Origin of the sequence: Bradyrhizobium sp. HKCCYLRH2060 (genome assembly GCF_051168135.1) — a bacterium.
In the GTDB taxonomy this organism is placed as follows: domain Bacteria; phylum Pseudomonadota; class Alphaproteobacteria; order Rhizobiales; family Xanthobacteraceae; genus Bradyrhizobium.
In genome coordinates, this window is record NZ_JBNPUK010000014.1 from 195,495 (window position 1) to 218,278 (window position 22,784).

A 22,784-nucleotide genomic window follows, 5' to 3' on the forward strand; every position below is an offset into this window, starting at 1 on the left:
GGGACGCAGGAGGGCGGACGCTCGGTTCCGGCCTCCTTTTGCCTAATTTAGCGTGTCCATGCCGACCTCTGATATACGGCGAACAGACGACGTTTGAACCGGTATTTGAGCCGACACTCAAAAATTCCCGCTCGAAGTAGGACGGCTTGGACCTGCCGGAGGCACCCGCGCAACCGACCGGCCCGCATCGTTGACGGGATTCCCCCGATCGGGGCACCTTGCCGCCGCCGCGATCTCCTGCGGCTCTGAGATCAGCGACCGACGCCCGCCAGCAATGACCAAACCGCAGCACCCTGCCCTGGCGGCATTCGTCACCGCGCTGGCCGGACGCAACATGACCAAGGCGGCCTTTGCGGCCGTGGCGCTCGGCATGAGCGCCATGGTGCTGTTGACGATGGACCCGGCCTACGAGGCCGGACGGCGCTGGATCATCGCCCTGCTGTGCGGATGCCTTGTCTTTTTCGTCGTCGAATGGGCGGTTCGGGTTCAGCAGGCGGCGCGGGCGCATCGCGTCGCCGCCTACCTCATGTCGGGCCGGGGACTGCTGGACACGATCTCCGCTCTCGCCGTGCCGACCGCGCTGGTCTCGGGCATGGAGGCACGCACCGCGTGGCTGCTGGCGGTCATCTGGGTGCTCAAGGTGATCCCCGGCGTGCCCGGCCTGCGCCGGCTCCGCCGGGTGCTGGTGTTGGAAGCGCGCCCGCTGCTGTCGGTGCTGGTGCTGTTCCTGGTGGTGCTGTTTGTCGGATCGGTCGCCGAATACGCGCTCGAACATGACGAGCAGCCGGCCACCTTCGGCACCATCCCGTCCGCGCTGTGGTGGGCGGTCGTGACCCTCACCACCACGGGCTATGGCGACGTGGTGCCGGTCACGCCGCTCGGGCGGGTGGTCGCCGCCACGGTGATGATCTCCGGCCTCGGCGTGTTCGGCCTATGGACCGGCATCCTGGCGACCGGCTTCGCCGCGGAAACCCGGCGCGACAACTTTCTCAAGACCTGGGAATCGGTCAGCAAGGTACCGTTCTTCGCCAGCCTCGGGCCCTCCACCATCGCCGACGTCACGCAGATGCTGCGCACCATCGACCTGCCGCCGCGTGCCACCGTGATCCGGAAGGGCGAGCCGGGCGACTGCATGTATTTCATCGCCTCCGGCGAGGTCGAGGTCGACCTTCCCAACAAGAAGGTCCGGCTCGGCGAGGGCGCGTTCTTCGGCGAGATGGCCTTGCTCGGGAACAACCTGCGCTCAGCCGACATCAGCACGACAGGGCTGTCGAAGCTGCTGGTCCTCGACCTCGTCGATTTCCGCGTGCTGATGGCACGCCACCCCGATCTGGCGCAGAGCATCGCTGCCGAGGCCAGGCGCCGAACCATGGAGAACAGGACATGACGACCAGACCGACCACCCAGGCCGATGACGCGCCGAGCATGCCACTCCTGACCATCGACGGCGCACGCGCCACCATTCGGCTCAATCGTCCGCACCATCTCAACCGGCTCCAGCCGGAGGATCTCGGCGAGCTGCTGGCGCTGTTCGACCGGGTCGAGGCCAACGCCGCCTTGCGCGTGCTGGTCTTGACCGGCACCGGGCGGGCATTCAGCGCCGGCTTCGACCTTGGCGCCATCGGCGCAACGCCGGCGGATAAGGCCGAGGCTTCCAGCCCGGCATTCGAGGAGGTCGTCGACCGGCTGGAGGACCTCGCTTTGCCGACGATCTGCCGGCTCAACGGCGGGGTCTATGGCGGCTCGACCGATCTGGCGCTGGCCTGCGATTTCCGGATCGGGGTCGATACGAGCGAGATGTTCATGCCGGCGGCGCGGCTCGGGCTGCACTACTACCCGAATGGCATCAAGCGCTACGTGTCCCGCCTTGGTATCGACAATGCCAAGCGTCTGTTCCTGACGGCGGAGAAGATCGACGCGGCCGAGATGCTGCACATCGGCTATCTCACCGGCGTGGCGACGGCCGATGCGCTCGACGCGGAGGTCGACCGGCTGGCGGCCATTCTGGCCGGCAACGCCCCGCAGGCCATGCGCGGCATGAAGCGGGCCATCAACGAGTTCGCACGCGGAGCCCTCGACGATGCGGCGGCTCGCCGCAGGCATCGGGACAGCATGAGCGGAGCCGAGATCCGCGAAGGTATGAAATCGTTTGCAGAGAAGAGAAGGCCGAAATTCTGAGCGCAGCCATGCTCCGAACTGATAAAATTTTGCATGCAAATTGCTGTATCCAGCCGGTGTTCTGACACACGCTCAACGAACTATCGACGTAAAGCCCCAATTTGCGGTTGACAGCTTTTTGTCCGTGGCTAGCTTGAACCACGGGCGGAGACTTTCACATGCAAGTGATGGACGCGTATTGGGGACGACGAGCTCTGGAGTACGTCGATGCGATCGAAGCGTCGAAGACCAGCGCGAGCGTGCTCTCCCAGTTCGAGAAGATGATCAGCGACCTGGGCTTTCACGCCTACATCATGGCCGGCGTGCCGACCTCGGGCCAATCGCTGCAGCAAACCATTCTCGCCAACGGCTGGCCGCGGGAATGGTTCGACATATATGCGCGCGAGCAGTTTCACCGCTGCGATCCTATTCCGCGGCACTGCATCTCGACATTGAATCCATTCGCGTGGTCGGAGGCTCCCTATGACCGCGAGGACGAGCCCGGCGCGCATGAGGTGATGATGCGCGCGAAGGACTTCCGATTGAACGAAGGCTTCTGCGTCCCCATCCACTACGACGATGCCGTGGGCGCCGTCAGCCTTGCAGGCGAAAATCCGAATCTCGCTCCGGACGCGCGGGGCGCGCTGCACCTGATCAGCATCTTCACCCACAGCCGGCTGCGCGCGCTGGCGCGCTCGGCCGCGAGCAACCAGGGCCGACGCCTGTCGCGGATCGAGGCCGAGGTGCTGGGCTGGGCGGCGCGCGGCAAGACCGCGTGGGAGACGGCGCGCATCCTCGGCGTCTCCGAACGCAACGTCCGGTGGCATCTGGAAGAAGCACAGCGCAAGCTAGCAACCAAGAACAAGACGGCGACGGTTGCGACCGCTCTTGTCAACGGCGAGATCTCGATCTGATCTGTCGTTTCTCCCACTGGATCAATTCGAGCGCATCGGCAATCTGCAAACCCCAATTTGATTCAGACGACCGGGGGTTTCGATGCCTGAGATTCATGTCGTTCGAAAAGATAATCGCGCTCTGTACGAGAAATATTTCGATTCGTATTACCGTCTGCGCCACGAGATCTACGTCAAGCAGCGCAAGTGGATGGCGCTCGATCGTCCGGACGGGCGCGAGATCGATCAGTTCGACACCGAGGATTCGGTCTATCTGTTCTGCATCGACAAGGGCCAGTTGATCGGCTCGATGCGCGCGGTGCCGACGCTGCTGCCGACGCTGATGAGCGACATCTTCCCGTATCTGAATCTGCGCGGCCCGATCCAGCGCCCCGACGTCTACGAACTGTCGCGCATCTTCGTGATCCCGGAGCGCCGCGGCGAGCACGCCGGCCCGCGGGTCGACATGCTGCTGCTCACTGCAATCATGGAATACGGCATCTCGATCGGGCTGACCGGCTTTTCGATCGTGCTCGAAACCTGGTGGCTGCCGCGGTTCGAGAAGTGCGGCTGGAAGGCGCGGCCGCTCGGCGTACCTCACATGATGGACGGGATGTCGGTGATGGCCGTACTCGTCGACTGCGATGAAACGACTTGGAAGTCACTCTGCAAGCAGATCGGCCTGACGCGGCCAACCCTCACGTGGCGGGGGCTCGAAGACGTCAGCCGCCAGGCCCTGCCGGATATCTTTCTTCATCTTCCACCAGCCGCTCAGCCAGCGCAATGAGCTGTTCCCGGTGCCGCTTCAGCCTGAGCTTATGGAAGGCCTTCAAGAGGCGGTGACCAAGGAGCGTCGCCTCATCCACCTCGAGGGCATAAAGGTTGGACGGCGTGTTCATGGAATCCATCGCTGACACTTCAGGTTTCGAGCCGTGACTGAACCTTCAATCGAGAAGATCATCGAGCGTCTGCAATTTTGCATCGTTGACGCTCGGGCGATGCAACTCAAAATGTTAGAGAGAATTTTGTCAATATCATTGCTTGAAGCCCACGAGCTGAAGGAAAAGTGCGCGCCCAATTCGACAAACAGCAGCCATTAGCGCTCCTGCACCGACTCTCGCAACACGTCTGGTCCCCGTAGCAACGCGTCTCGGTTGGCGCATCACAGACACAAACTGTTGATTTCAGGGCGGCTTTCGATGTGAAGGTCGGACAGGAGAGCGCGCGCATCGTTGCCGAAACGCGCTTGCCGAACTCGGACGACACCTCGGCAAAATCATGGCGCCGCCGCCCGAGTTGCTCCTTGTTCAGCAAACTCGGTTTACAAAAATGGACTCGCGGGTCGTCTCGTCCTCCTCCGGAGTCCCGGATAACGGAACTCCACCGGCAAACAATAGGCGCGCGCGACCCCACGGACGGGAAGTTATTTGTCGTGAAAGCGGACGGTCTCCGCGACCGTGGCGCGGCGGGTGCGGTAGGAGTTGGCCTTGTCACCGAGATCGGGATGGCCGAACGAGATGCCGCAGACCACCTTGCGGTCGGCGCCGAGCCCGAAGTGCTGCCGCACCACGTCGGAATGAAACGCGAGCGCCGCCTGCGGCACGGTGGCGATGCCGAGCGCCTGCGCCGCCAGCATGAAGCTCGTGACGTAGCCGCCGCAATCGATCGCGCCATAGGTGCCGAGCGCCTCGTCGCTGTGGATGATCGCCACATGCGGCGCGCCGAAGAAATTGTAGTTCTCCAGCGCCTGCCGGGCATAGCCCGCCTTGTCGCCGCGCGGGATGTCGAGCGCGTTGTAGAGCTGGAAACCGCTCTCGCGCCGCCGTTCGAGATAGACACCGGTGTATTCGCGCGGGAAAGGAAAGTCGCCTGACGCCGCCTTGCCGCTGGAGGCCGCCGCATACATCACCTTCCGGAACGCCTCGGTCGCCACACCGGAGGTGATCTCGACACGCCACGGCTGGCTGTTGCACCAGGACGCGGTTTTCTGCGCCGCCTCCAGGATGCGCTCGATGGTGGCGCGCGGCACGGGCTCGGGCAGGAACCTGCGACAGGAGAAGCGCGCGGCCATCAGCTCTTCGAGAACGGTGATGGGAGTGGCCTGTGCGGCTGCGGCGTCAGCTTTCATTTATGGTTCTCACTACAACGGAGAAACGTCCCTTCATGATGAGGCGCGCAGCGCCGTCTCGAACCATGAGGCCCGGATATCGGCCTCATCCTTCAAGACGCTGCTGCGCAGCTCCTCAGCATGAGGGTTAGCTACGTCCCTTGGTCGGCACCTTGTTGAACGGCACGTCCTTGTCGACCCGGATGTCACCGGGCAGGCCGAGCACGCGCTCGGCGATGATGTTGCGCAGGATCTCGTCGGTGCCGCCGGCGATGCGCATCGAGGGCGAGGTCAGCAGCATCTGCTGAAACTGGCCCTGCGTCACCGCCTCGTCCGCGCCGGTCAGCACGCCGGCGCCGCCTTCGAGATCCATCGCGTAGGTCGCGATATCCTGCAGCATGACGCCGGCGACCAGCTTGCCGATGGAATTCTCAGGTCCCGGCCGCTCGCCCTTGGACAGCGCCGAGATGGCGCGATAGCTCGTGTATTTCAGCCCGCTCGCCTTGACCGCCCACGACGCCAGTTTCGAGCGCGTGGCGCGATCGTCGATGGCGAGCCCGTTGTCGGTCATCAGGTTCGCGCAGAACTCGAACATTTCGGGGAAGCCGGTCGCCAGCCGCGCGCCGATCGACATGCGCTCGTTCATCAAGGTCGTGAGCGACACGTTCCAGCCGTCGCCGACGGCGCCGAGCCGCTGGCTGTCCGGGATCACCACGTCGGTGAAATAGACCTCGTTGAACTCCTGCATTCCGTTGGCCTGCTTGATCGGACGGACCTCGACGCCCGGGCTCTTCATGTCCAGGAAGAACATGGTGAGACCCTTGTGCTTCGGCACGGTGGGATCAGTGCGCGTGATCAGCAGGCCGTAGTCCGAGTAATGCGCACCCGATGTCCAGATCTTCTGGCCGTTGATGACCCAGTCGTCGCCGCGCTTCTCGGCGCGGGTGCGCAGGCCCGCGACATCCGAGCCGCCGGCGGGCTCGGAGAACAGCTGGCACCAGATCTCCTCGCCCGAGGCGAGCTTGGGCAGATAGCGCCGCTTATGCTCCTCGCTGCCATAGGCCATCACGGTCGGGCCGCACATGCCCTCGCCGATCTGGAACGGCTGCGTCAGCTTGCCATAGACGCCCTCCTCCTGCTGCCAGATCACGCGCTCGATCGGCGTCGCACCGCGGCCGCCATACGCTTTCGGCCAGTGCAGGCAGGCCCAGCCGGCATCGGACTTCTTCTTCTGCCAGGCCTTGCCGACCTCGACGATATCGGCGTGCTTGAGCCTGATGCGCCCGAGCGAGGAACTCGCGAGTTCGCCCTCCAGCTCCTTCGGCGCGTTGGCCGCGATCCAGGCGCGCGCGGTGTCGCGAAAGGCGGCTTCTTCAGGGGTATCGTCGAAGTTCATGATCTAACCTCGCTGCGTATGCGGAGGGCGGGTTGGCCGAAGGCGTAACCCGCCGCTTTGATCAGCATTGCACGAGCCAAGGGCGGGTTACGCTGCGCTAACCCGCCCTACGACTCCGCTTGCTAGGCACGTCCCTTGGTCGGCACCTGGTTGAACGGCACGTCCTTGTCGACACGGATGTCGCCGGGCAGGCCGAGCACGCGCTCGGCGATGATGTTGCGCATGATCTCGTCGGTGCCGCCTTCGACACGGGTGCCGGGCGCGCGCAGCAGCATCGCCTGGAATTTGCCCGCAAGCTCGGCCTCGGGACCGCTGAGCACGCCGGCCGCACCCTGCAGGTCGAGCGCGTAGGCTGCGACATCCTGGATCATCGGTCCGGCGACCAGCTTGCCGATCGAGTTCTCAGGTCCCGGCCGCTCGCCCTTCGACAGCGCCGAGATGGCGCGCATGCTGGTGTATTTCAGCCCGCTCGCCTTCACCGCCCAGTTCGCGAGCTTGGAGCGCACGTTGCGGTCCTCGATCGCGGGACGATCGTCCAGCATCAGGTTGGAGCAGAAGTCGAACAGCTCCGGGAAGCCGGTGGCGACGCCGGCGCCGATCGACATGCGCTCGTTCATCAAGGTGGTGAGCGCGACGTTCCAGCCGTCATCGACGGCGCCGAGCCGCTGCGAGTCCGGAATCACGACGTCGGTGAAATAGACCTCGTTGAAATCCGAGTGCCCGCTCGCCTGCTTGATCGGCCGGACCTCGACACCAGGGCTCTTCATGTCCAGGAAGAACATCGTCAGGCCCTTGTGCTTCGGCACGGTCGGATCGGTGCGCGTCAGCAGGATGCCGTAGTCGGAATAATGCGCCCCCGAGGTCCAGATCTTCTGGCCGTTGATCACCCAATCGTCGCCGCGCTTTTCGGCGCGGGTACGCAGGCCGGCGACGTCGGAGCCGCCGGCCGGCTCGGAGAACAGCTGGCACCAGACCTTTTCGCCGGAGGCGAGCGGCGGCAGATACCGCCGTTTATGATCTTCCGAGGCGTAGGCCATCATGGTCGGCCCGCACATGCCGTGGCCGATGATGAACAGGCCGGAGAGCTTGCCGTAGGGCCCCTCCTCCTGCTGCCAGATCACGCGCTCGATCGGCGAGGCGCCGCGTCCGCCATAGTCCTTCGGCCAGTGCAGGCAGGCCCAGCCGGCATCAGCCTTCTTTTTCTGCCACGCCTTGGCAACCTCGAGGATATTGGCGTCCTTCAGCGCGACGCGGCCGAGCGAGGTCGCGCGCAGCTCGTCTTCATACTGCTTCGGCGCGTTGGCAGCGATCCAGGCCCGCGCCTGGCTGCGAAACGCGGCTTCCTGCGGAGTGTCATCGAAGTTCATCGGCAAGCCTCTCATCTCGTAGGGTGGGCGAAGGCGCAACGCGCCGTGGCCACCGATTCAATCCTGCGCCACCGATGGTGGGCACGCTTCCGCCTTCGCCCTTTGGGCTTCGTCGGACAAGTCGCTTTGCCCACCCTACGGATTCCCATCGTGCGTCACGCCGCATTGCGCTTGCGCATGCGGTCGATCAGCTGGTCCTCCCAATAGGACAGGCTGCCGAGGCCGAGCGCGAGCGCATTGGCGCGGCGGTAGTACATGTGGCAGTCGAACTCCCAGGTGAAGCCCATGCCGCCATGGACCTGGATGTTGTTCTTGGCGCAGTGCTGGAACGCCTGCGTCGCGCTGATGCGCGCCGAGGCCGCGGCTTCAGGCAGCTCCGGGGCGTTGGTCGAGAGCGCCCACGCGCCGTAGTAGGAATTCGAGCGCGCCAGGGTCGCAGACACATACATGTCGGCCAGCATGTGCTTGACCGCCTGGAACGAGCCGATCGGACGGCCAAAGGCGATGCGATCGAGCGCGTAGTCGCGGCCCATCTCCAGCGCGCGGTCGGAGCCGCCGACCTGCTCGAACGCCGTCAGCACCGCGGCGCGGTCGAGCACCTGGGTGATGATGCTCCAGCCCTCGCCGGCGGCGCCGAGCGGCTCCGCCTTGCAGTTCTTGAAGGTGAGCTCGGCCTGGCCGCGCGTCGGATCGAGATTGGTCAGCGCCTTGGCTTCGACGCCGCCCGCCTTGGTGTCGACCAGGAACAGCGAGATGTCGCTGTCGCGGCCGGTCGAGCCGGTACGCGCGGCAACGATGACGAGATCGGCGATGGCGCCGTCGGCGACGGGCTTCTTGGTGCCGTTGAGCACGCCGTTGGCAGCCTCGAGCTTGATCGCCTTCGGCGACGGATTGCCGGTGCCCTCGAACAGCGCCAAGGTGCCGATCGTCTCGCCGCTCGCGATCTTCGGCAGCCAGGCCTGCTTCTGCGCATCGCTGCCGGCCAGCATCAGCGCCTCCGCGGCAAGATACACGGTCGATGAGAACGGCACCGGCGCCAGCGCGCGGCCGACCTCCTCGGCGATCACACAAAGCTCGAGATGGCCGGCGCCCGCACCGCCATACTCCTCCGGAATGGCGACGCCGAGGAAGCCCATCTCGGCAAAGCCTTTCCACAACGCGCGGTCATACGGCTCCTTGCCGTCGAGCACCACGCGCACCGCCTTGGGCGGGCACTTCTCGGCGAGGAATTTCCGCGCCTGGTCCCGCAACTGCTTCTGGTCGTCGGAGAAATCGAAGTTCATGGCCTCACCTGCTTCCTGATCGTCATTCCGGGGCGATGCGCAGCATCGAACCCGGAATCTCGATCTGATTCATCTTTGGATTCCGGGTTCACTCGCTTCGCGAGTGCCCCGGAATGACGGTTCTAAAATTCCGCATCACAGCACGATCACGTCGCTGTCGGGCTTGGCCGCATAAAGCCGCTCGACCAGCGCGGCGCGGCGCTCGAGGCCGGCGCGCTGGTTGATGTAGCCCTTGTCGGTCAGCTCGTGCCCGTCGATCGACGGCGGCTCGACCATCAGCATCGCGCGGCCGATGCGCCGGCTGCTCGCGCCTTCGCAGTCCTTGTTGTGCGCCTGAAGGCCGCGGCGGACGCAGTCGATGACCCCTGGATGCTTCACCACATCCTCGAACGTTGCGTTGGGATCGCCGACCAACTGGCGGCAGGCGTGCAGATTGGGCCAGGCAAGGAGACCAACATATTCGCGGTCCTGCCCGGTCACCAGTGCATCGTGGATCGCCGGTGTTGCGGCTGCGATCGCATCGGTGCGCAGCGAGCCGACATGGACGAAGGTGCCGGTCGTGAGCTTGAAATCCTCGACGACGCGGCCGGCGAAGATGATGCCTTGCGCCGGATCGTTGGGATCGACGAATACGCCGGCGTCGCCGATGCAGTAGAAGCCCTCCTCGTCGAACGCCTTCCTCGTCAGCTCGGGCTGACCGAAATAGCCGGGCATCACGTTGATGCCGCGCAGGCGCAGCTCGTATTTGTCGCCGACCGGCACCATCTTCAGCTCAACGCCGGGGAACGGCAGGCCGATCAGGCCGACCCGCTCGGTGTTCCAATAGGTGCCGGTCGAGGTCGGCGCGGTCTCGGTCGAGCCCCAGCCGGTGTAGAACACGATGCGCTCACCGGTGGTCTTCACCGCCAGCGCCTGCATCCGCTCATAGAGATCGTCCGGCAGCCGCGCGCCGCCATAGGCCATGATGCCCAGATCCTTGAAGAACGAGCGGCACAGCGCGTCGTCCTTCTCCATCGCCGCCGCCAGCGCCGCATAGCCGGCGGGCACGTTGGCATAATAGGTCGGCGACACCTCGCGCAGGTTACGGATGGTTTCGTCGAACATGCCGGGCATCGGCCGTCCGTCGTCGATGTAGAGCGTGCCGCCCTCGATCAGCAGCGGATTGAACAGCGCATTGCCGCCCATGGTGTGATTCCACGGCATCCAGTCGAGCACCGTGGAGATCGGCGCCTCCGGCCCGCGCGGCCGCGTCTGCATCATCATCGCCGCATTGGCGCACATCATGCGCTGGGTGTTGATGACCGCCTTGGGCATGCCGGTCGAGCCGGAGGTGAACAGCAGCTTGCCGACCGTGTCCGGTGTGATCTGCGCAATCGACGCGTCGACCGCGCCTGTGACCGGCGTGGCGGCAAGATCAGCGAAGCTGATGCTCGCAACGCCCTCGCACGGACGCGCGACATGAACGACGGTGACGCCGTCGAGATCGAGCGCCTTCAGCGCCTTCTCGAAGGTCGGGCCGTCCTGCACCATGACCACGCCCGGCTTCACCAGTCCGAACAGGTATTTCAGCTTGAGGTGATCGTGACTCATCAACGAGTAGGCCGGAGACACTGGCGCCGCCGGCGACCGTGCCTGCATGGCCGCGAACGTCATCAGCGCATGCTCGATCGAATTGCCGGAGAGGATCGCGACGGGCCGGCCGTCCAGCCTCAAATTGAGCAGGCCCTGCGTCAGCCCATCGACCGTGCGCTTGGCCTCGGCATAGGACAGTTTGCGCCATTGCCGCTCGGCCCCGCTGCGTTGCGCGAGCCAGGTCCGCGTCGGCGCCTCCTTGGCCCAGCGGGCGAGCGGCGCCGCCAGATGCGGCTCATAGGCCTGCAACGGAATGCGCGACTTGATGATGATCGTGCCGTCAGTGCGGCGCTCGACGTCGATGTCGCGCGCCAGCCAGTTTACCTTGCGGAATGCCGGCTTCTCCAACACCTTCGCTGCCGTCCCGTCCATTTTGCGTCTCCCGAAATATCGTCCTTTGCGGATCTTGATATCTAGCGGTTGGTATAGACCGGCTTTCGCTTCTCGAGGAAGGCTGTAATGCCTTCCTTGAAATCCTCCGAGCGGCTGCACAGCACCTGGTTGCGATCCTCCATCGCGATGACGGCTTCGATCGACGACGCATCGACGCTCATGTTGAGGCATTCCTTCGACAGTCGAAGTCCGACCGGCGAGGCCGTCATCATCGCGTCGACGAACGGCGCGGCCGCGTTCTCGAGCATATCGTCCTCGACGATCTCCGACACCAGGCCGACCATGAGCGCGCGCTCGGCGCCGATGAAGCGGCCGGTGAGAATCAGCTCCGATGCGACGGAGACGCCGACGAGGCGCGGCAGGAAGTAGCTGGTGCCGATGTCGCAGCCCCCCAGGCCGAGCTTGATGAAGGCACAGTTCATCCGCGCCGAGCGGGCGGCGATGCGGATATCGGCGGCGAGCGCCAGCGCGAAGCCGCCGCCGGCGGCCGCGCCCTGCACCAGCGCAATGATCGGCTGCGGGCAGCGCCGCATCAGCATCACGATGTCGGCGATGCGCCGCTGCGAATCCAAAGACTCAGTCACGCTTGGCGGCTCATTGGCGCCGCCGCGCCGCTGCATCGCGGCCTTCAGATCCAGCCCGGCGCAGAAATTCTTGCCGGCGCCCCTGAGCACGACGACCCGCGTGGTGCGATTGCGCTGCAGGCTTTCGAAATAGGAATTAAGCGCGTCGATCAAGGCCGGGTCGAGCGCATTCAGGCTCTCCGGACGATTGAGCGTCACCCGGTCGACACCATTGTCGTGTTCGATCAGCAGCGGTTGGGACATGGCGCGCGCTCCAGCCTCAGTGTCATCCCGGCGAACGCCGGGATCCATAGCCACCGGCCTGATTGGTTAGAGCGCGGCGTCTGCCAGAGTGCCTCTCACAGACGCCGCGGAGTATGGGTCCCGGCTCAAGGCCGGGACGACAGCGGAGAATGCCGCCTAGCGCGGGGCCATGCGGATGGCGCCGTCGAGGCGGATGGTCTCGCCGTTCAGCATCGGGTTCTCGACGATGTGGACGGCGAGGTTGCCGTACTCGGAGGCGTCGCCGAGCCGGGCCGGATGCGGCACCTGGGCGCCCAGGCTCTTGCGCGCTTCTTCGTTCAGGCCCATCAGCAACGGTGTCAGGAACAGGCCGGGCGCGATGGTGTTGACGCGGATCTTCTGGCTGGCGAGATCGCGCGCGGCAGGCAGGGTCAGGCCGACGACACCACCCTTCGACGCCGAATAGGCGATCTGGCCGATCTGGCCTTCATAGGCCGCGACGCTCGCAGTGTTGATGGCGACGCCGCGCTCCTCGCCGACCGGCTCGGCGGTGACGAGGCGCTCGGCAAACAGCCGCAGCACGTTGAAGGTGCCGATCAGGTTGACGTTGATGATGCGCGCGAACTTGGCGAGCGGATAGACGCCGTCCTTGCCGACGATGCGCTGCGAGCCGCCGATGCCGGCGCAGTTCACCAGCACGCGCGCGACGCCGTGGGCGGCTTCGGCCTTGGCGATACCGGCCTTGACCTGCTCCTCGTCGGTGACGTCGGCATGAATGGCGACGCCGTTGAGCTCGGCCGCCACATTGTCCGCGTTTTCCTTGCTCTGGTCGAGTACGGCGATCTTCGCGCCCTTGGCGGCCATGGCGCGCGCCGTGGCGGCGCCGAGGCCCGAGCCACCGCCGGTGATCAGAACGGCAACGTTGTTGAGTTGCATGGTGCGTTTCCTCCGTTTGTTTGTTGTTGGCGAATGGCGAGTAGGGAGTAGCGAACAGGGAAGGTAGGGCATCCCCCTATTCGCTACTCCCTATTCGCCATTCGCGCGTTTCAATATGCCGCCGCAGATCAGCGCCTCCATATGGGCGATGTACTGGCGGCAGACGTCATCGGTGACGGGGCCGACGCCGATCGCGCGCGACATGGCGTGGCGGCCGAAGAACAAATGATCGCAGGCGCCGATCAGGCTGGTGTAGAACAGCACCGGGTCGACGGCGCGGAAGTCGCCCTCGGCGACGCCCTGCTCGATCAGCCTGTGATGGAAATCGAGCAGCGGGGCCACGAAGAACTTCGACACCTCGTCGGCCGCTTCGGCGCTGCTCTCGTGCAGCAGATAATGGATCAGCCGGTTCATGTAGGGAAACCGGTGATAGGCGCGGATGATGCCGCTGATGTGCAGCTTCAGCTTGGCCGTCGGCGGCAGCGGCTGCGCCAGCAGATATTCGAGATTTGCGACCTCGGTCGCGGCGTCACGGGCGAGCAGCGCCAGCAGCAGGCCGTCCTTGTTGCCGAAATGGTATTTGACCAGCGCAGCGTTTGCCCCGGACTTCTGCGCGATGTCGCTGAGCGAGATCTCGATCGAGGACCTCGCGATCATCAGCTCGCTGGCGGCGTCCAGCAGCTTCTCTGCTGTCGCATTCCGCCCCGCGGGAAGTTTCTCCGGCACGCTGTTCTGAAGCTGGGGTCCCAAGACATGTCTCGCGCTTGATCGGGGCAGATAAGCCGAAGCCGGAGTTGATCTCAAGAGTTAATTGATCGATTGACTAAGGCTCGATCGGGCATTTAAATCGCGGCCAATCACGAACACCAAGTCTAGGGAGGATACGTCATGGCGGAAGCCTACATCGTCGCGGCGGCACGCACGGCCGGCGGCCGCAAGGGAGGCCGCTTGGCCGGCTGGCATCCGGCCGACCTCGCTGCGAAGGTGCTGGACGCGCTGGTCGAGCGCTCCGGCGCCGCGCCGGACCAGGTCGAGGACGTGATCATGGGCTGCGTGATGCAGACCGGCGAGCAGTCGAACAACATCGCGCGCAATGCGGTGATGGCCTCGAAGCTGCCGGAGAGCGTGCCTGGCACTTCGATCGACCGGCAGTGCGGCTCGTCGCAGCAGGCGCTGCATTTCGCCGCGCAGGCCGTGATGTCGGGCGCGATGGATGTCGTGATCGCCGCCGGCGTGGAGTCGATGACCCGGGTGCCGATGGGTCTCTCCTCCACGCTTCCGGCGAAGAACGGCTTCGGACACTACAAGAGCCCTGGCATCGAGAGCCGCTATCCGAACATCCAGTTCAGCCAGTTCACCGGCGCGGAAATGATGGCGGAGAAGTACGGTCTCTCCAAGGATGAGCTCGACGAATACGCCTATAACAGCCATCAGCGCGCGATTGCCGCCACGCAGGCAGGCCACTTCAAGGACGAGATCATCCCGCTCGAGATCGTCAGGGCCGACGGCTCGACCGACACCCATCACATCGACGAAGGCATCCGCTTCGATGTCACCCTCGACGGCATCAAGGGCGTCAAGCTGATCGCCGAGAACGGCAAGCTCAGCGCGGCGACCGCGAGCCAGATCTGCGACGGCGCCTCGGGCGTGATGGTCGTCAACGAGCGCGGCCTGAAGTCGCTCGGCGTCAAGCCAATTGCCCGCGTCCACCACATGACGATGATGGGCGGCGATCCCGTGATCATGCTGGAGGCGCCGCTGCCGGCCACGCAGCGCGCGCTGCAGAAGGCCGGCATGTCGATCGACGACATCGACCTCTACGAGGTCAATGAGGCATTCGCTTCCGTGCCGACCGCGTGGCTGAAGACCACTGGCGCCGATCCCAGCCGGCTCAACGTCAACGGCGGCGCGATCGCGCTCGGCCATCCGCTCGGCGGCTCCGGCACCAAGCTGATGACCACGCTGCTGCATGCGCTGAAGCAGCGCAACAAGCGCTACGGCCTGCAGACCATGTGCGAAGGCGGCGGCATGGCGAATGTGACGATCGTCGAGCGGCTGTAAGTCGCGCCCCAATAACGGTGTCGTCCCGGCGAACGCCGGGACCCATAGCCACCGAATTGAATGTCGGGCGAGCTGGAGCCACAGCTCGCTCTCACCACAGGCCCCTGTGGTTATGGGTCCCGGCTCAAGGCCGGGACGACACCTTTTCCTTTTATTCGCGGTGTGCCCGTCATGACCCACCCCTCCATTCACGCCCAGAGCCATCCGGACAAGATCGCCTATCAGATGGCTGGCACCGGCAAGGCCATCACCTATCGCGAGCTCGACGAGCTCTCCAACCAGGGCGCGCAGCTGTTCCGCGCGCTCGGCCTGAAAGCCGGCGATCACGTCGCCTTCCTGATGGAGAACCGGCTCGCCTTCATGGAGATCGCCTGGGCGGCGCAGCGCTCCGGCCTGTACTACACGGCGATCAGCCGTTATCTCACCAAGGACGAGATCGCCTACATCATCAGGGATTGCGGCGCCAAGGTCTTCATCACCTCGCCGAAATGCGCCGAGCAGGTGCGCGATCTCGCCACCGCCAAGGACGGCCCGCTGTTCTTCATGGTCGACGAGCCCGAGCCCGGCTTCCGCTCCTGGGACAAGGAGGCCGGCGCCCAGCCGAGGACGTCGATTGCCGACCAGGTCGCCGGCTACGACATGCTGTATTCGTCGGGCACGACCGGACGGCCGAAGGGCATCAAGAAGGACTTCGAAGGCAATCCGATCGACCAGCCCAACCAGTTCCTGCGCGTGCTCTGCGCCGACATGTGCGGCATGAACGCCGAGAGCATCTACCTGTCGCCGGCGCCGCTCTATCATGCAGCGCCCCTGCGCTTCAACATGATGGTCTCGGTGCTCGGCGGCACCTCCATCATCATGGAGCATTTCGACGCCGAGGAGTTCCTGAGGCTCGTCGAGAAGTACAAGATCACGCAGTCGCAGCTGGTGCCGACGATGTTCGTGCGCATGCTGAAGCTGCCGGAGGACGTCCGCAAGAGCTATGACGTCTCCACGCTCAAGGGCGCCATCCATGCCGCCGCGCCCTGCCCGGTCGACGTCAAGGCCAGGATGATCGAGTGGTGGGGCCCGATCCTGATCGAGTATTATGCGGGCTCCGAGGGCAACGGCGCCACCGTCTGCACCTCGAAGCAGTGGCTGGAGCATCGCGGCAGCGTCGGGCGTGCCGTGGTCGGCAAGATCAAGATCCTCGGCGAAGATGATCAGGAGATGCCGACCGGCGAGATCGGCACGGTGTATTTCGCCGACGCGCCGGTGTTCTCCTATCACAACGATCCGGAGAAGACGAAGCGCGCCTACAACGACAAGGGCTGGTCGACGCTCGGCGATGTCGGCTATCTCGATGCCGATGGCTTCCTCTATCTGACCGACCGCAAGTCCTACATGATCATCTCCGGCGGCGTGAACATCTACCCGCAGGAGACCGAGGACGTCCTCATCACGCATCCCGACGTCGCCGATGTCGCCGTGTTCGGCGTGCCGAACGAGGAGATGGGCGAGGAGGTCAAGGCGGTGGTGCAGCCACACGACATGGCGCGCGCCGGCAAGGAGCTCGAGCAGCAATTGATGCTGTTCTGCCGCCAGCATCTGTCACCGATCAAATGCCCGCGCTCGATCGACTTCGAGCCGGAGCTGCCGCGCACACCGACGGGCAAGCTGGTCAAGCGGCATCTGCGCGAGCGCTATTGGCCGAAGAAGGGCGCGGCTTAGCCCCACCAACGGTGTCGTCCCGGCCTTGAGCCGGGACCTATAGTCACCGTCTTGAGTTTTGCGAAGGCTGGAGCTGCCAGTCAGCCTCACCACATTGTCCTGTGGTTATGGGTCCCGGCGTTCGCCGGGACGACGTGAGGAGAGTACACGACGTGTCTCAGTCTCTTCCCCCGCTCCCCCTTCCGCCCACCATCCGCTCGCGCTTCGTCGACGGCATCAACGGCCTGCGCATGCATGTGCTGGAAGCCGGGTTCGAGACGCCCGGCCGTCCCTGCGTGCTGCTGCTGCACGGCTTTCCCGAGCTCGCCTATAGCTGGCGCAAGGTGATGCCGGCGCTGGCGGCGGCCGGCTATCACGTGCTGGCGCCGGACCAGCGCGGCTATGGCCGCACCACGGGTTGGAGCGCGGACTATGACGGTGATCTCGCGCCGTTTCGATTCACCAATCTGGTCCGTGATGCGCTCGGCGTGGTCTATGCCTTCGGCCATCGCCATGTCGCTTCCGTCATCGGCCACGACTTCGGCAGCCCCGTCGCGGCGTGGTGCGCTGTGATCCGCCCCGATGTCTTCCGGTCGGTCGTGATGATGAGCGCACCGTTTCCCGGGCCACCCGCAGCGCCGTTCGACATCGCCAGCCAGCCCCTCGCGCCGCAATCGGATCCGGTGCATCGCGAACTGGCGGCGCTGCCGCGGCCGCGCAAGCACTATCAATGGTACTACGCGACGCGGCAGGCCAGTACGGACATGCATCGCGCGCCGCAGGGGCTACATGATTTCCTGCGCGCCTATTATCATCACAAGAGTGCGGACTGGGCAGGCAACGTCCCTTACCCCCTGCAGGCCTGGGACGCGACCGAGCTCGCCAAGCTGCCGACCTACTACGTAATGGACCTCGGCAAGACGATGGCCGAGACCGCCGCCGAGGAGATGCCTGACGCGGCGGCGATCGCGGCCAATCGCTGGCTGCCTGACAGCGAGCTCGCGGTCTATACCGCCGAATATGAACGGACCGGCTTCCAGGGCGCGCTGCAATGGTATCGCTGCGGCACGTCAGGCCTGTTCGAAGCGGAATTGCAGACGTGGTCGGATCGCACCATCGACGTTCCGTCTGCATTCATCTCCGGCCTGCAAGACTGGGGCATCTACCAACGGCCCGGCGTGTTCGAATCGATGCAATCCCGAGTGTGCACCAACATGATGCTGTGCGAGCTGATCGATCGCGCCGGTCATTGGGTGCAGCAGGAGCAACATGAACGAGTCCATGAGCTCCTGTTAACGTTCCTGAACAGATCGACAGCCTGATTTCGGACGCCGTTCCGACGTATTAGGCGAATCGAGGAACGAACATTCGGGGTTGACGTTTCCGCATCCGGGCAATGCGCATCAGGAGATGATTTATGGATAAGAAGATCGCAGGCTTGTTGGGCGCCGTCGCCGCTGTCGGCGCGCTCGGCACGGTGCAGGCGTCGGCGGCTCCGGCCCCGACCGATGTCCTGAAGGCCAATTCCTACGCCGACCTGCTCGAGCCGATCCCCGATGCCGCCAGGGTGCTGCAGGCGCTCGACGAGCAGGGACCGCCGGCGGCCGAGCCGAAGGTGCAGCTCGCGCAGTGGTACCATCACCACCATCATCATCACCATCACCACCATGGCTACTGGCGCGGCTATGGCTACGGCCCCGGCTATGGGTACGGCTACGGCCCCCGGGTCTATGTGGTGCCGCGCCGGTACTACCATCACCACCACCATCATCACCATCACCACTGGTATTACGATCGCTATTGATCGTTGAGAGGTGACAGCTCGGGGGGCGCCGACCGTGAGGTCGGCGCTCTTTCGTTTGAGGAAGACGGAAGGGTCAGGCCTTGCGCGCCTTGTCCTTTGCCGCGCGATGCAGATGGCGATAGGTGCCGTCGAACACGGTATCGGTGCTGGACACCCATTCGGTCTCCTTGGCGAGCACGGGCCGGCTGGCGTGGATGCGGCGTGACTGCAGCTCGCGCTCGGCTGCCTCGTCCGGGCTCATCGGCTCCACCGTGAAGTTCGCCTCCTCCGGAATCACGATCACCTGCGCGAAGGGCTCGCCCGGACGGAAGATATGCGTCCGCCCTTCCGCGGGCGCCTTGAAGACGCAGAAGAACAGCATGGGCCAGAAATTGCGCACCAGCGCCGGCACCGCGATCGGGCAGGTATCGCTGCGATCGGTGTAGAAGCGCGGATGCGGCTCGGTCCGGATCGCGAAACCCTTGGGCACCTTGAGATCGAGCAGGATCTGGTAGGTGTAGAAGGCATCGCCGAAATTGCGGAATGGCGGCCATTGCAAGCTCGGGCTCGGCGGCTCGCCCCAGTCGCCGGACAGTTCGAGCTTGCCGTCGCGCGTGGTGACCTGCAGCTCGAAGTCGTAGGGATAAAACAGCTCGATGCCATATTGCGCACCTTCCGAGAATGGTACGCAATGCCAGACCTGCTCATGCGAGCCATTCGCGCGTGGTTGGCGTTCGCCTGCCCAGCCCGGAATATCCATCCGGGTGCGGCGCGGCGCCAATCCAGGATCGTTGAGCCGGTATTTGACGCTGTCCATTGGAACTCCTTAGGTGGCTGAGCGGAACGCGAACGACGGACTATCCTCGCAGTTCCATGACTGGAGCTTGAATGCGGGGTCACGAAAGCGTTCGCGACCACTCGGCGGCCGGAGTTTGACCGCGATGCGGCAAGTCCATATAGACTTTAGAAACGTTCTAAACAGCCGAATGTTGAGAGCGACAGATCCGGGGACCTTGGAATGAAGAACTTCGCCGACCTCACCGAGCGCGAGATCCTGGCAATCGCGATCTCGGCCGAAGAGGAAGACGGCCGCATCTACATGAGCTTCGCGGAGGATCTGGCGGAACGTTATCCGGACTCGGCCAAGCTGTTCGAGCAGATGGCCGAGGAGGAGAAGGGCCACCGCCACATGCTGCTCGAGCTCTATGAGGAGCGCTTCGGCAAGAACCTGCCGCCGATCCGGCGCGAGAACGTCAAGGGCTTCCTGCAGCGCCGGCCGATCTGGCTGACCAAGAACCTGTCGCTCGACGCCATCCGCCGCGAGGTCGGCACGATGGAGTTCGAGGCCGAGCGCTTCTACGCCAAGGCCGCCGAGCAGGCCAAGGATGTCGGCGTGCGCCGGCTGCTCGGCGATCTCGCCGAGGCCGAGAAGGGCCACGAGAAGGTTGCGGCGAAACTGACCGACAAGATCCTCAGTCCGGACGTCCGGCACAAGGAGGATGAGACGCGGCGGCGCGTGTTCGTGCTGCAATATGTCCAGCCCGGTCTCGCCGGCCTGATGGACGGCTCGGTGTCGACCTTGGCGCCGCTGTTCGCCGCCGCCTTCGCCACGCATCAGAACTTCCAGACCTTCCTGGTCGGCCTTGCCGCCTCGATCGGCGCCGGCATCAGCATGGGCTTTGCCGAGGCGCTGTCCGACGACGGCTCACTGACGGGACGCGGCTCGCCGTGGCTGCGCGGCGCCGTCTGCGGCGCGATGACGACGCTCGGCGGACTGGGGCACACGATGCCCTATCTCGTCCCGGACTCCTGGACCAACGCGTTCTGGATCGCGACCGCGATCGCGAGCCTCGTGGTGTTCTTCGAGCTGTGGGCGATCGCCTATATCCGCGCGCGCTACATGGACACGCCGTTCCTGCAGGCGGTGTTCCAGATCGTGCTCGGCGGCATCATCGTGCTCGGCGTCGGAATTCTCATAGGAGCGGCCTAGCCTCCGCACCCCGGCGTCTTGCAAAACGTCCAGCCGCGAGGCTGATGGCGCCGGACCGATCACAACGGAAAATCGTCATGACGCCACGCTTGCATTACGGCACGCCCGCTAAGATCCTGCACTGGCTGGTGGTGGCGCTGCTCGCCATCCAGTATCCGATCGGCTGGCTGATGCCGGACCTGCATGCCAACACGCCCCCCGGCGCGCCGATGATCCTGCACATTTCGTTCGGCCTCACCATTCTGGCATTGATCGCCGTGCGCTTCGTCTGGCGGCTCACCCATCCGGTCGCGCCGGAGAGTTCGCTGCCGCCCTGGCAGCGGCTGAGCTCGGAGGTCGTGCACTGGATGCTCTATGTGATGGTGATGGCGAGCACCATCACCGGCTGGCTGTTCGCCTCCTTCCGCGGCTGGAGCGTGTCGTTCTTCTACCTGCTTCCGTTGCCGATGCTGGCGGCGCGCAACCCGGCCGGTAACCGCGCCATCGACGGGCTGCACCAGGCATCCGAATGGCTGCTGCTGATCCTGATCGTCGCTCACGTCGCCGCCGCAATCGCGCACGTCTTCATCTATCGCGACCGGGTCATGCAGCGGATGCTGCCGGGCTAGAGGATAGTCCGCAATTTTGGTCAAGTGATCGCCATCCGCATCGGTTAGACTCCCGGCAAACATCGCACCGGGAGGATTGACATTGGCCGCACCGCAATGGACGTTCGCAACCGCCGTCGACACGGCGAAGGCATTGGCAGACCGTCAGATCTCGTCGGTGGAGCTGACCAGGCTCGCCATCGATCGCATCGAACGTCATGACTCCGAGATCAACGCCGTCTGCGTGCGCGATTTCGAGCGCGCGCTCGCTGCCGCTGACGTCGCCGACGCGGCGCTGGCGCGCGGCGAACGGCGGCCTTTGCTCGGCCTTCCGCTCACGGTGAAGGAATCCTACAACGTCGCCGGCCTGCCGACGACCTGGGGTTTTCCGCAGCACAGGGATTTCATCGCGGCCGAGGATGCGCTGACGGTGACGCGCGTGAAGGATGCCGGCGGCATCGTGCTCGGCAAGACCAACGTGCCGCTCGGGCTCGGCGACTGGCAGAGCTACAACGACATCTACGGCATCACCAACAATCCCTACGATCTCGGCCGCACGCCAGGCGGTTCGTCAGGCGGATCGGCCGCGGCCCTGGCCGCCGGCTACGGCTCGCTGTCGCTCGGGTCCGATATCGGCGGCTCGCTGCGGGTCCCCGCGTTTCACTGCGGCGTCACCGCGCACAAGCCGAGCTACGGCCTGGTGGCCTCGCGCGGCCACACGCCGCCGCCATTTCAGCCGCTGCCCGGCGAGGCCGACCTCGCCGTCGTCGGCCCGATGGCCCGTTCGGCCGCCGATCTGTCGCTGCTGCTCGATGTGATCGCAGGCCCCGACCCGCTCGAGGCCGGCAAGGCGTATCGCCTCGACCTGCCGCCGGCACGTCACGGTCGCCTGCAGGATTTCCGCGTGCTGGTGGTTGCGAGCGATCCGCTGCTGCCGACCGACAGCGCCGTGCGCGGCGCGATCGAGCGGCTGGCGGCCGACCTGGCACGGGCCGGCGTCAGCGTCACGACGGAGAGCCCGCTGCTGCCGGACTTCGCCGCATCGAGCCGGCTCTACATGCGCCTGCTGCTCGGCTTCATCGGCGCCACCATGCCCGCGGAGGTCCACGCCGGAGCCAGCCACGCGGCCGCGCAATTGCCGAAGGAGGCGGCGAGCCTCGCGGCCGAGCGACTGCGCGGCATCGCGCTCAGCCATCGCGACTGGGTTCAGGCCGGCGGGGCACGGGCGCGGCTGCGCGCGCAATGGCGAACGCTGTTCGAGCAGTTCGACGCCGTGATCTGCCCGATCATGCCGACTCCGGCCTATCCGCACGACCATTCGCCCGACCAGGAGCAGCGCCGCATCAGCATCGACGGCGTCGAGCATTGCTACGCCGATCAGCTCGCTTGGCCGGGCATCGCCACCTTGCCCGGACTGCCGGCGACCGCGATCCCGCTCGGCCTCGCCAACGGCTTGCCGGTGGGCGTGCAGATCGTCGGCCCATTTCTCGAAGACCGCACGCCGCTCAAGCTCGCCGACCTGGTCGAGCGCGAGTTCGGCGGCTTCGTTCCGCCGCCACGGTTCGCGAATTAGTTAGTGCTTCGACTTCTTCAACAACGCCTCACCAAATTCCGCCGTCGTCCTACATCGTCATGGCCGGGCTTGACCCACGGCTGTCCGGTTCAGCTTCCGCATATTGCGAGGCTCAACTGTTGTGGGTTTTT

Annotated in this window: 20 protein-coding genes; 11 read left to right on the forward strand and 9 right to left on the reverse strand. The window is 65.1% G+C overall.

Annotated elements, in window-relative coordinates; genetic code table 11:
• Positions 1-274: 274 nt before the first annotated feature.
• The 4 genes from ACQR10_RS25445 to ACQR10_RS25460 all read left to right on the forward strand — a co-directional run bounded on the left by ACQR10_RS25445 (position 275) and on the right by ACQR10_RS25460 (position 3,837).
• On the forward strand, positions 275-1,387 hold the full coding sequence (locus ACQR10_RS25445) for an ion transporter (protein WP_316216425.1): 1,113 nt from the start codon (positions 275-277) through the stop codon (positions 1,385-1,387).
• On the forward strand, positions 1,384-2,178 hold the full coding sequence (locus ACQR10_RS25450; RefSeq protein ID WP_316216424.1) for an enoyl-CoA hydratase/isomerase family protein: 795 nt from the start codon (positions 1,384-1,386) through the stop codon (positions 2,176-2,178). Before ACQR10_RS25445 ends, ACQR10_RS25450 begins: the two co-directional genes overlap by 4 nt.
• Before the next feature lie 158 nt (positions 2,179-2,336).
• Positions 2,337-3,071, forward strand: a complete 735-nt coding sequence (locus ACQR10_RS25455; protein ID WP_316216423.1) for a helix-turn-helix transcriptional regulator — start codon at positions 2,337-2,339, stop codon at positions 3,069-3,071.
• An 82-nt stretch (positions 3,072-3,153) separates the two neighbouring features.
• On the forward strand, positions 3,154-3,837 hold the full coding sequence (locus ACQR10_RS25460) for an acyl-homoserine-lactone synthase (protein ID WP_316216422.1): 684 nt from the start codon (positions 3,154-3,156) through the stop codon (positions 3,835-3,837).
• Between the two features lie 636 nt (positions 3,838-4,473).
• Here ACQR10_RS25460 and ACQR10_RS25465 read toward each other — a convergent pair.
• The 8 genes from ACQR10_RS25465 to ACQR10_RS25500 all read right to left on the reverse strand — a co-directional run bounded on the left by ACQR10_RS25465 (position 4,474) and on the right by ACQR10_RS25500 (position 13,720).
• Positions 4,474-5,121 carry a nitroreductase gene (locus ACQR10_RS25465; protein ID WP_315805269.1) on the reverse strand — a complete coding sequence of 216 codons (648 nt, stop codon included), beginning with the start codon at positions 5,119-5,121 and terminating at the stop codon, positions 4,474-4,476.
• A gap of 184 nt (positions 5,122-5,305) precedes the next feature.
• Positions 5,306-6,553, reverse strand: a complete 1,248-nt coding sequence (locus tag ACQR10_RS25470; RefSeq protein ID WP_316216421.1) for an acyl-CoA dehydrogenase — start codon at positions 6,551-6,553, stop codon at positions 5,306-5,308.
• A gap of 122 nt (positions 6,554-6,675) precedes the next feature.
• Entirely contained in the window at positions 6,676-7,920 is a 1,245-nt protein-coding gene (locus ACQR10_RS25475) for an acyl-CoA dehydrogenase (RefSeq protein ID WP_316216420.1), read from the reverse strand.
• A gap of 155 nt (positions 7,921-8,075) precedes the next feature.
• A complete protein-coding gene (locus ACQR10_RS25480) occupies positions 8,076-9,203 on the reverse strand; it encodes an acyl-CoA dehydrogenase family protein (protein ID WP_316216419.1) in 1,128 nt (375 codons plus the stop codon).
• 135 nt (positions 9,204-9,338) lie between these two features.
• Entirely contained in the window at positions 9,339-11,207 is a 1,869-nt protein-coding gene (locus tag ACQR10_RS25485) for an AMP-binding protein (protein ID WP_434912105.1), read from the reverse strand.
• A 41-nt stretch (positions 11,208-11,248) separates the two neighbouring features.
• Positions 11,249-12,055, reverse strand: a complete 807-nt coding sequence (locus tag ACQR10_RS25490) for an enoyl-CoA hydratase/isomerase family protein (RefSeq protein WP_316216417.1) — start codon at positions 12,053-12,055, stop codon at positions 11,249-11,251.
• Between the two features lie 156 nt (positions 12,056-12,211).
• A complete protein-coding gene (locus ACQR10_RS25495; RefSeq protein ID WP_434912106.1) occupies positions 12,212-12,970 on the reverse strand; it encodes an SDR family NAD(P)-dependent oxidoreductase in 759 nt (252 codons plus the stop codon).
• 90 nt (positions 12,971-13,060) lie between these two features.
• Positions 13,061-13,720, reverse strand: a complete 660-nt coding sequence (locus ACQR10_RS25500) for a TetR family transcriptional regulator (RefSeq protein ID WP_315805195.1) — start codon at positions 13,718-13,720, stop codon at positions 13,061-13,063.
• A gap of 138 nt (positions 13,721-13,858) precedes the next feature.
• Between ACQR10_RS25500 and ACQR10_RS25505 the strand changes: the two genes are divergently transcribed.
• From ACQR10_RS25505 to ACQR10_RS25520, 4 genes are all read left to right on the forward strand, one after another.
• Positions 13,859-15,031, forward strand: coding sequence for an acetyl-CoA C-acetyltransferase (locus tag ACQR10_RS25505; protein ID WP_315805196.1), 1,173 nt, complete (start codon positions 13,859-13,861; stop codon positions 15,029-15,031).
• Positions 15,032-15,202: 171 nt separating this feature from the next.
• A complete protein-coding gene (locus ACQR10_RS25510; RefSeq protein ID WP_434912107.1) occupies positions 15,203-16,741 on the forward strand; it encodes an acyl-CoA synthetase in 1,539 nt (512 codons plus the stop codon).
• 230 nt (positions 16,742-16,971) lie between these two features.
• Positions 16,972-18,042, forward strand: coding sequence for an alpha/beta fold hydrolase (locus ACQR10_RS25515; protein WP_315805270.1), 1,071 nt, complete (start codon positions 16,972-16,974; stop codon positions 18,040-18,042).
• 95 nt (positions 18,043-18,137) lie between these two features.
• Positions 18,138-18,524 carry a hypothetical protein gene (locus tag ACQR10_RS25520; RefSeq protein ID WP_316216414.1) on the forward strand — a complete coding sequence of 129 codons (387 nt, stop codon included), beginning with the start codon at positions 18,138-18,140 and terminating at the stop codon, positions 18,522-18,524.
• A 73-nt stretch (positions 18,525-18,597) separates the two neighbouring features.
• On the opposite strand, the gene ACQR10_RS25525 is transcribed toward ACQR10_RS25520, so the two are convergent.
• Positions 18,598-19,320, reverse strand: coding sequence for a hypothetical protein (locus tag ACQR10_RS25525; protein WP_315805199.1), 723 nt, complete (start codon positions 19,318-19,320; stop codon positions 18,598-18,600).
• A gap of 201 nt (positions 19,321-19,521) precedes the next feature.
• On the opposite strand from ACQR10_RS25525, the gene mbfA reads away from it, so the two are divergent.
• The 3 genes from mbfA (at position 19,522) to ACQR10_RS25540 (ending at position 22,653) form a co-directional block, all read left to right on the forward strand.
• On the forward strand, positions 19,522-20,493 hold the full coding sequence (gene mbfA / locus ACQR10_RS25530; protein ID WP_315805200.1) for an iron exporter MbfA: 972 nt from the start codon (positions 19,522-19,524) through the stop codon (positions 20,491-20,493).
• A 77-nt stretch (positions 20,494-20,570) separates the two neighbouring features.
• A complete protein-coding gene (locus ACQR10_RS25535; protein WP_315805201.1) occupies positions 20,571-21,101 on the forward strand; it encodes a cytochrome b in 531 nt (176 codons plus the stop codon).
• Positions 21,102-21,183: 82 nt separating this feature from the next.
• A complete protein-coding gene (locus tag ACQR10_RS25540; RefSeq protein WP_434912108.1) occupies positions 21,184-22,653 on the forward strand; it encodes an amidase in 1,470 nt (489 codons plus the stop codon).
• Positions 22,654-22,784: the final 131 nt, after the last annotated feature.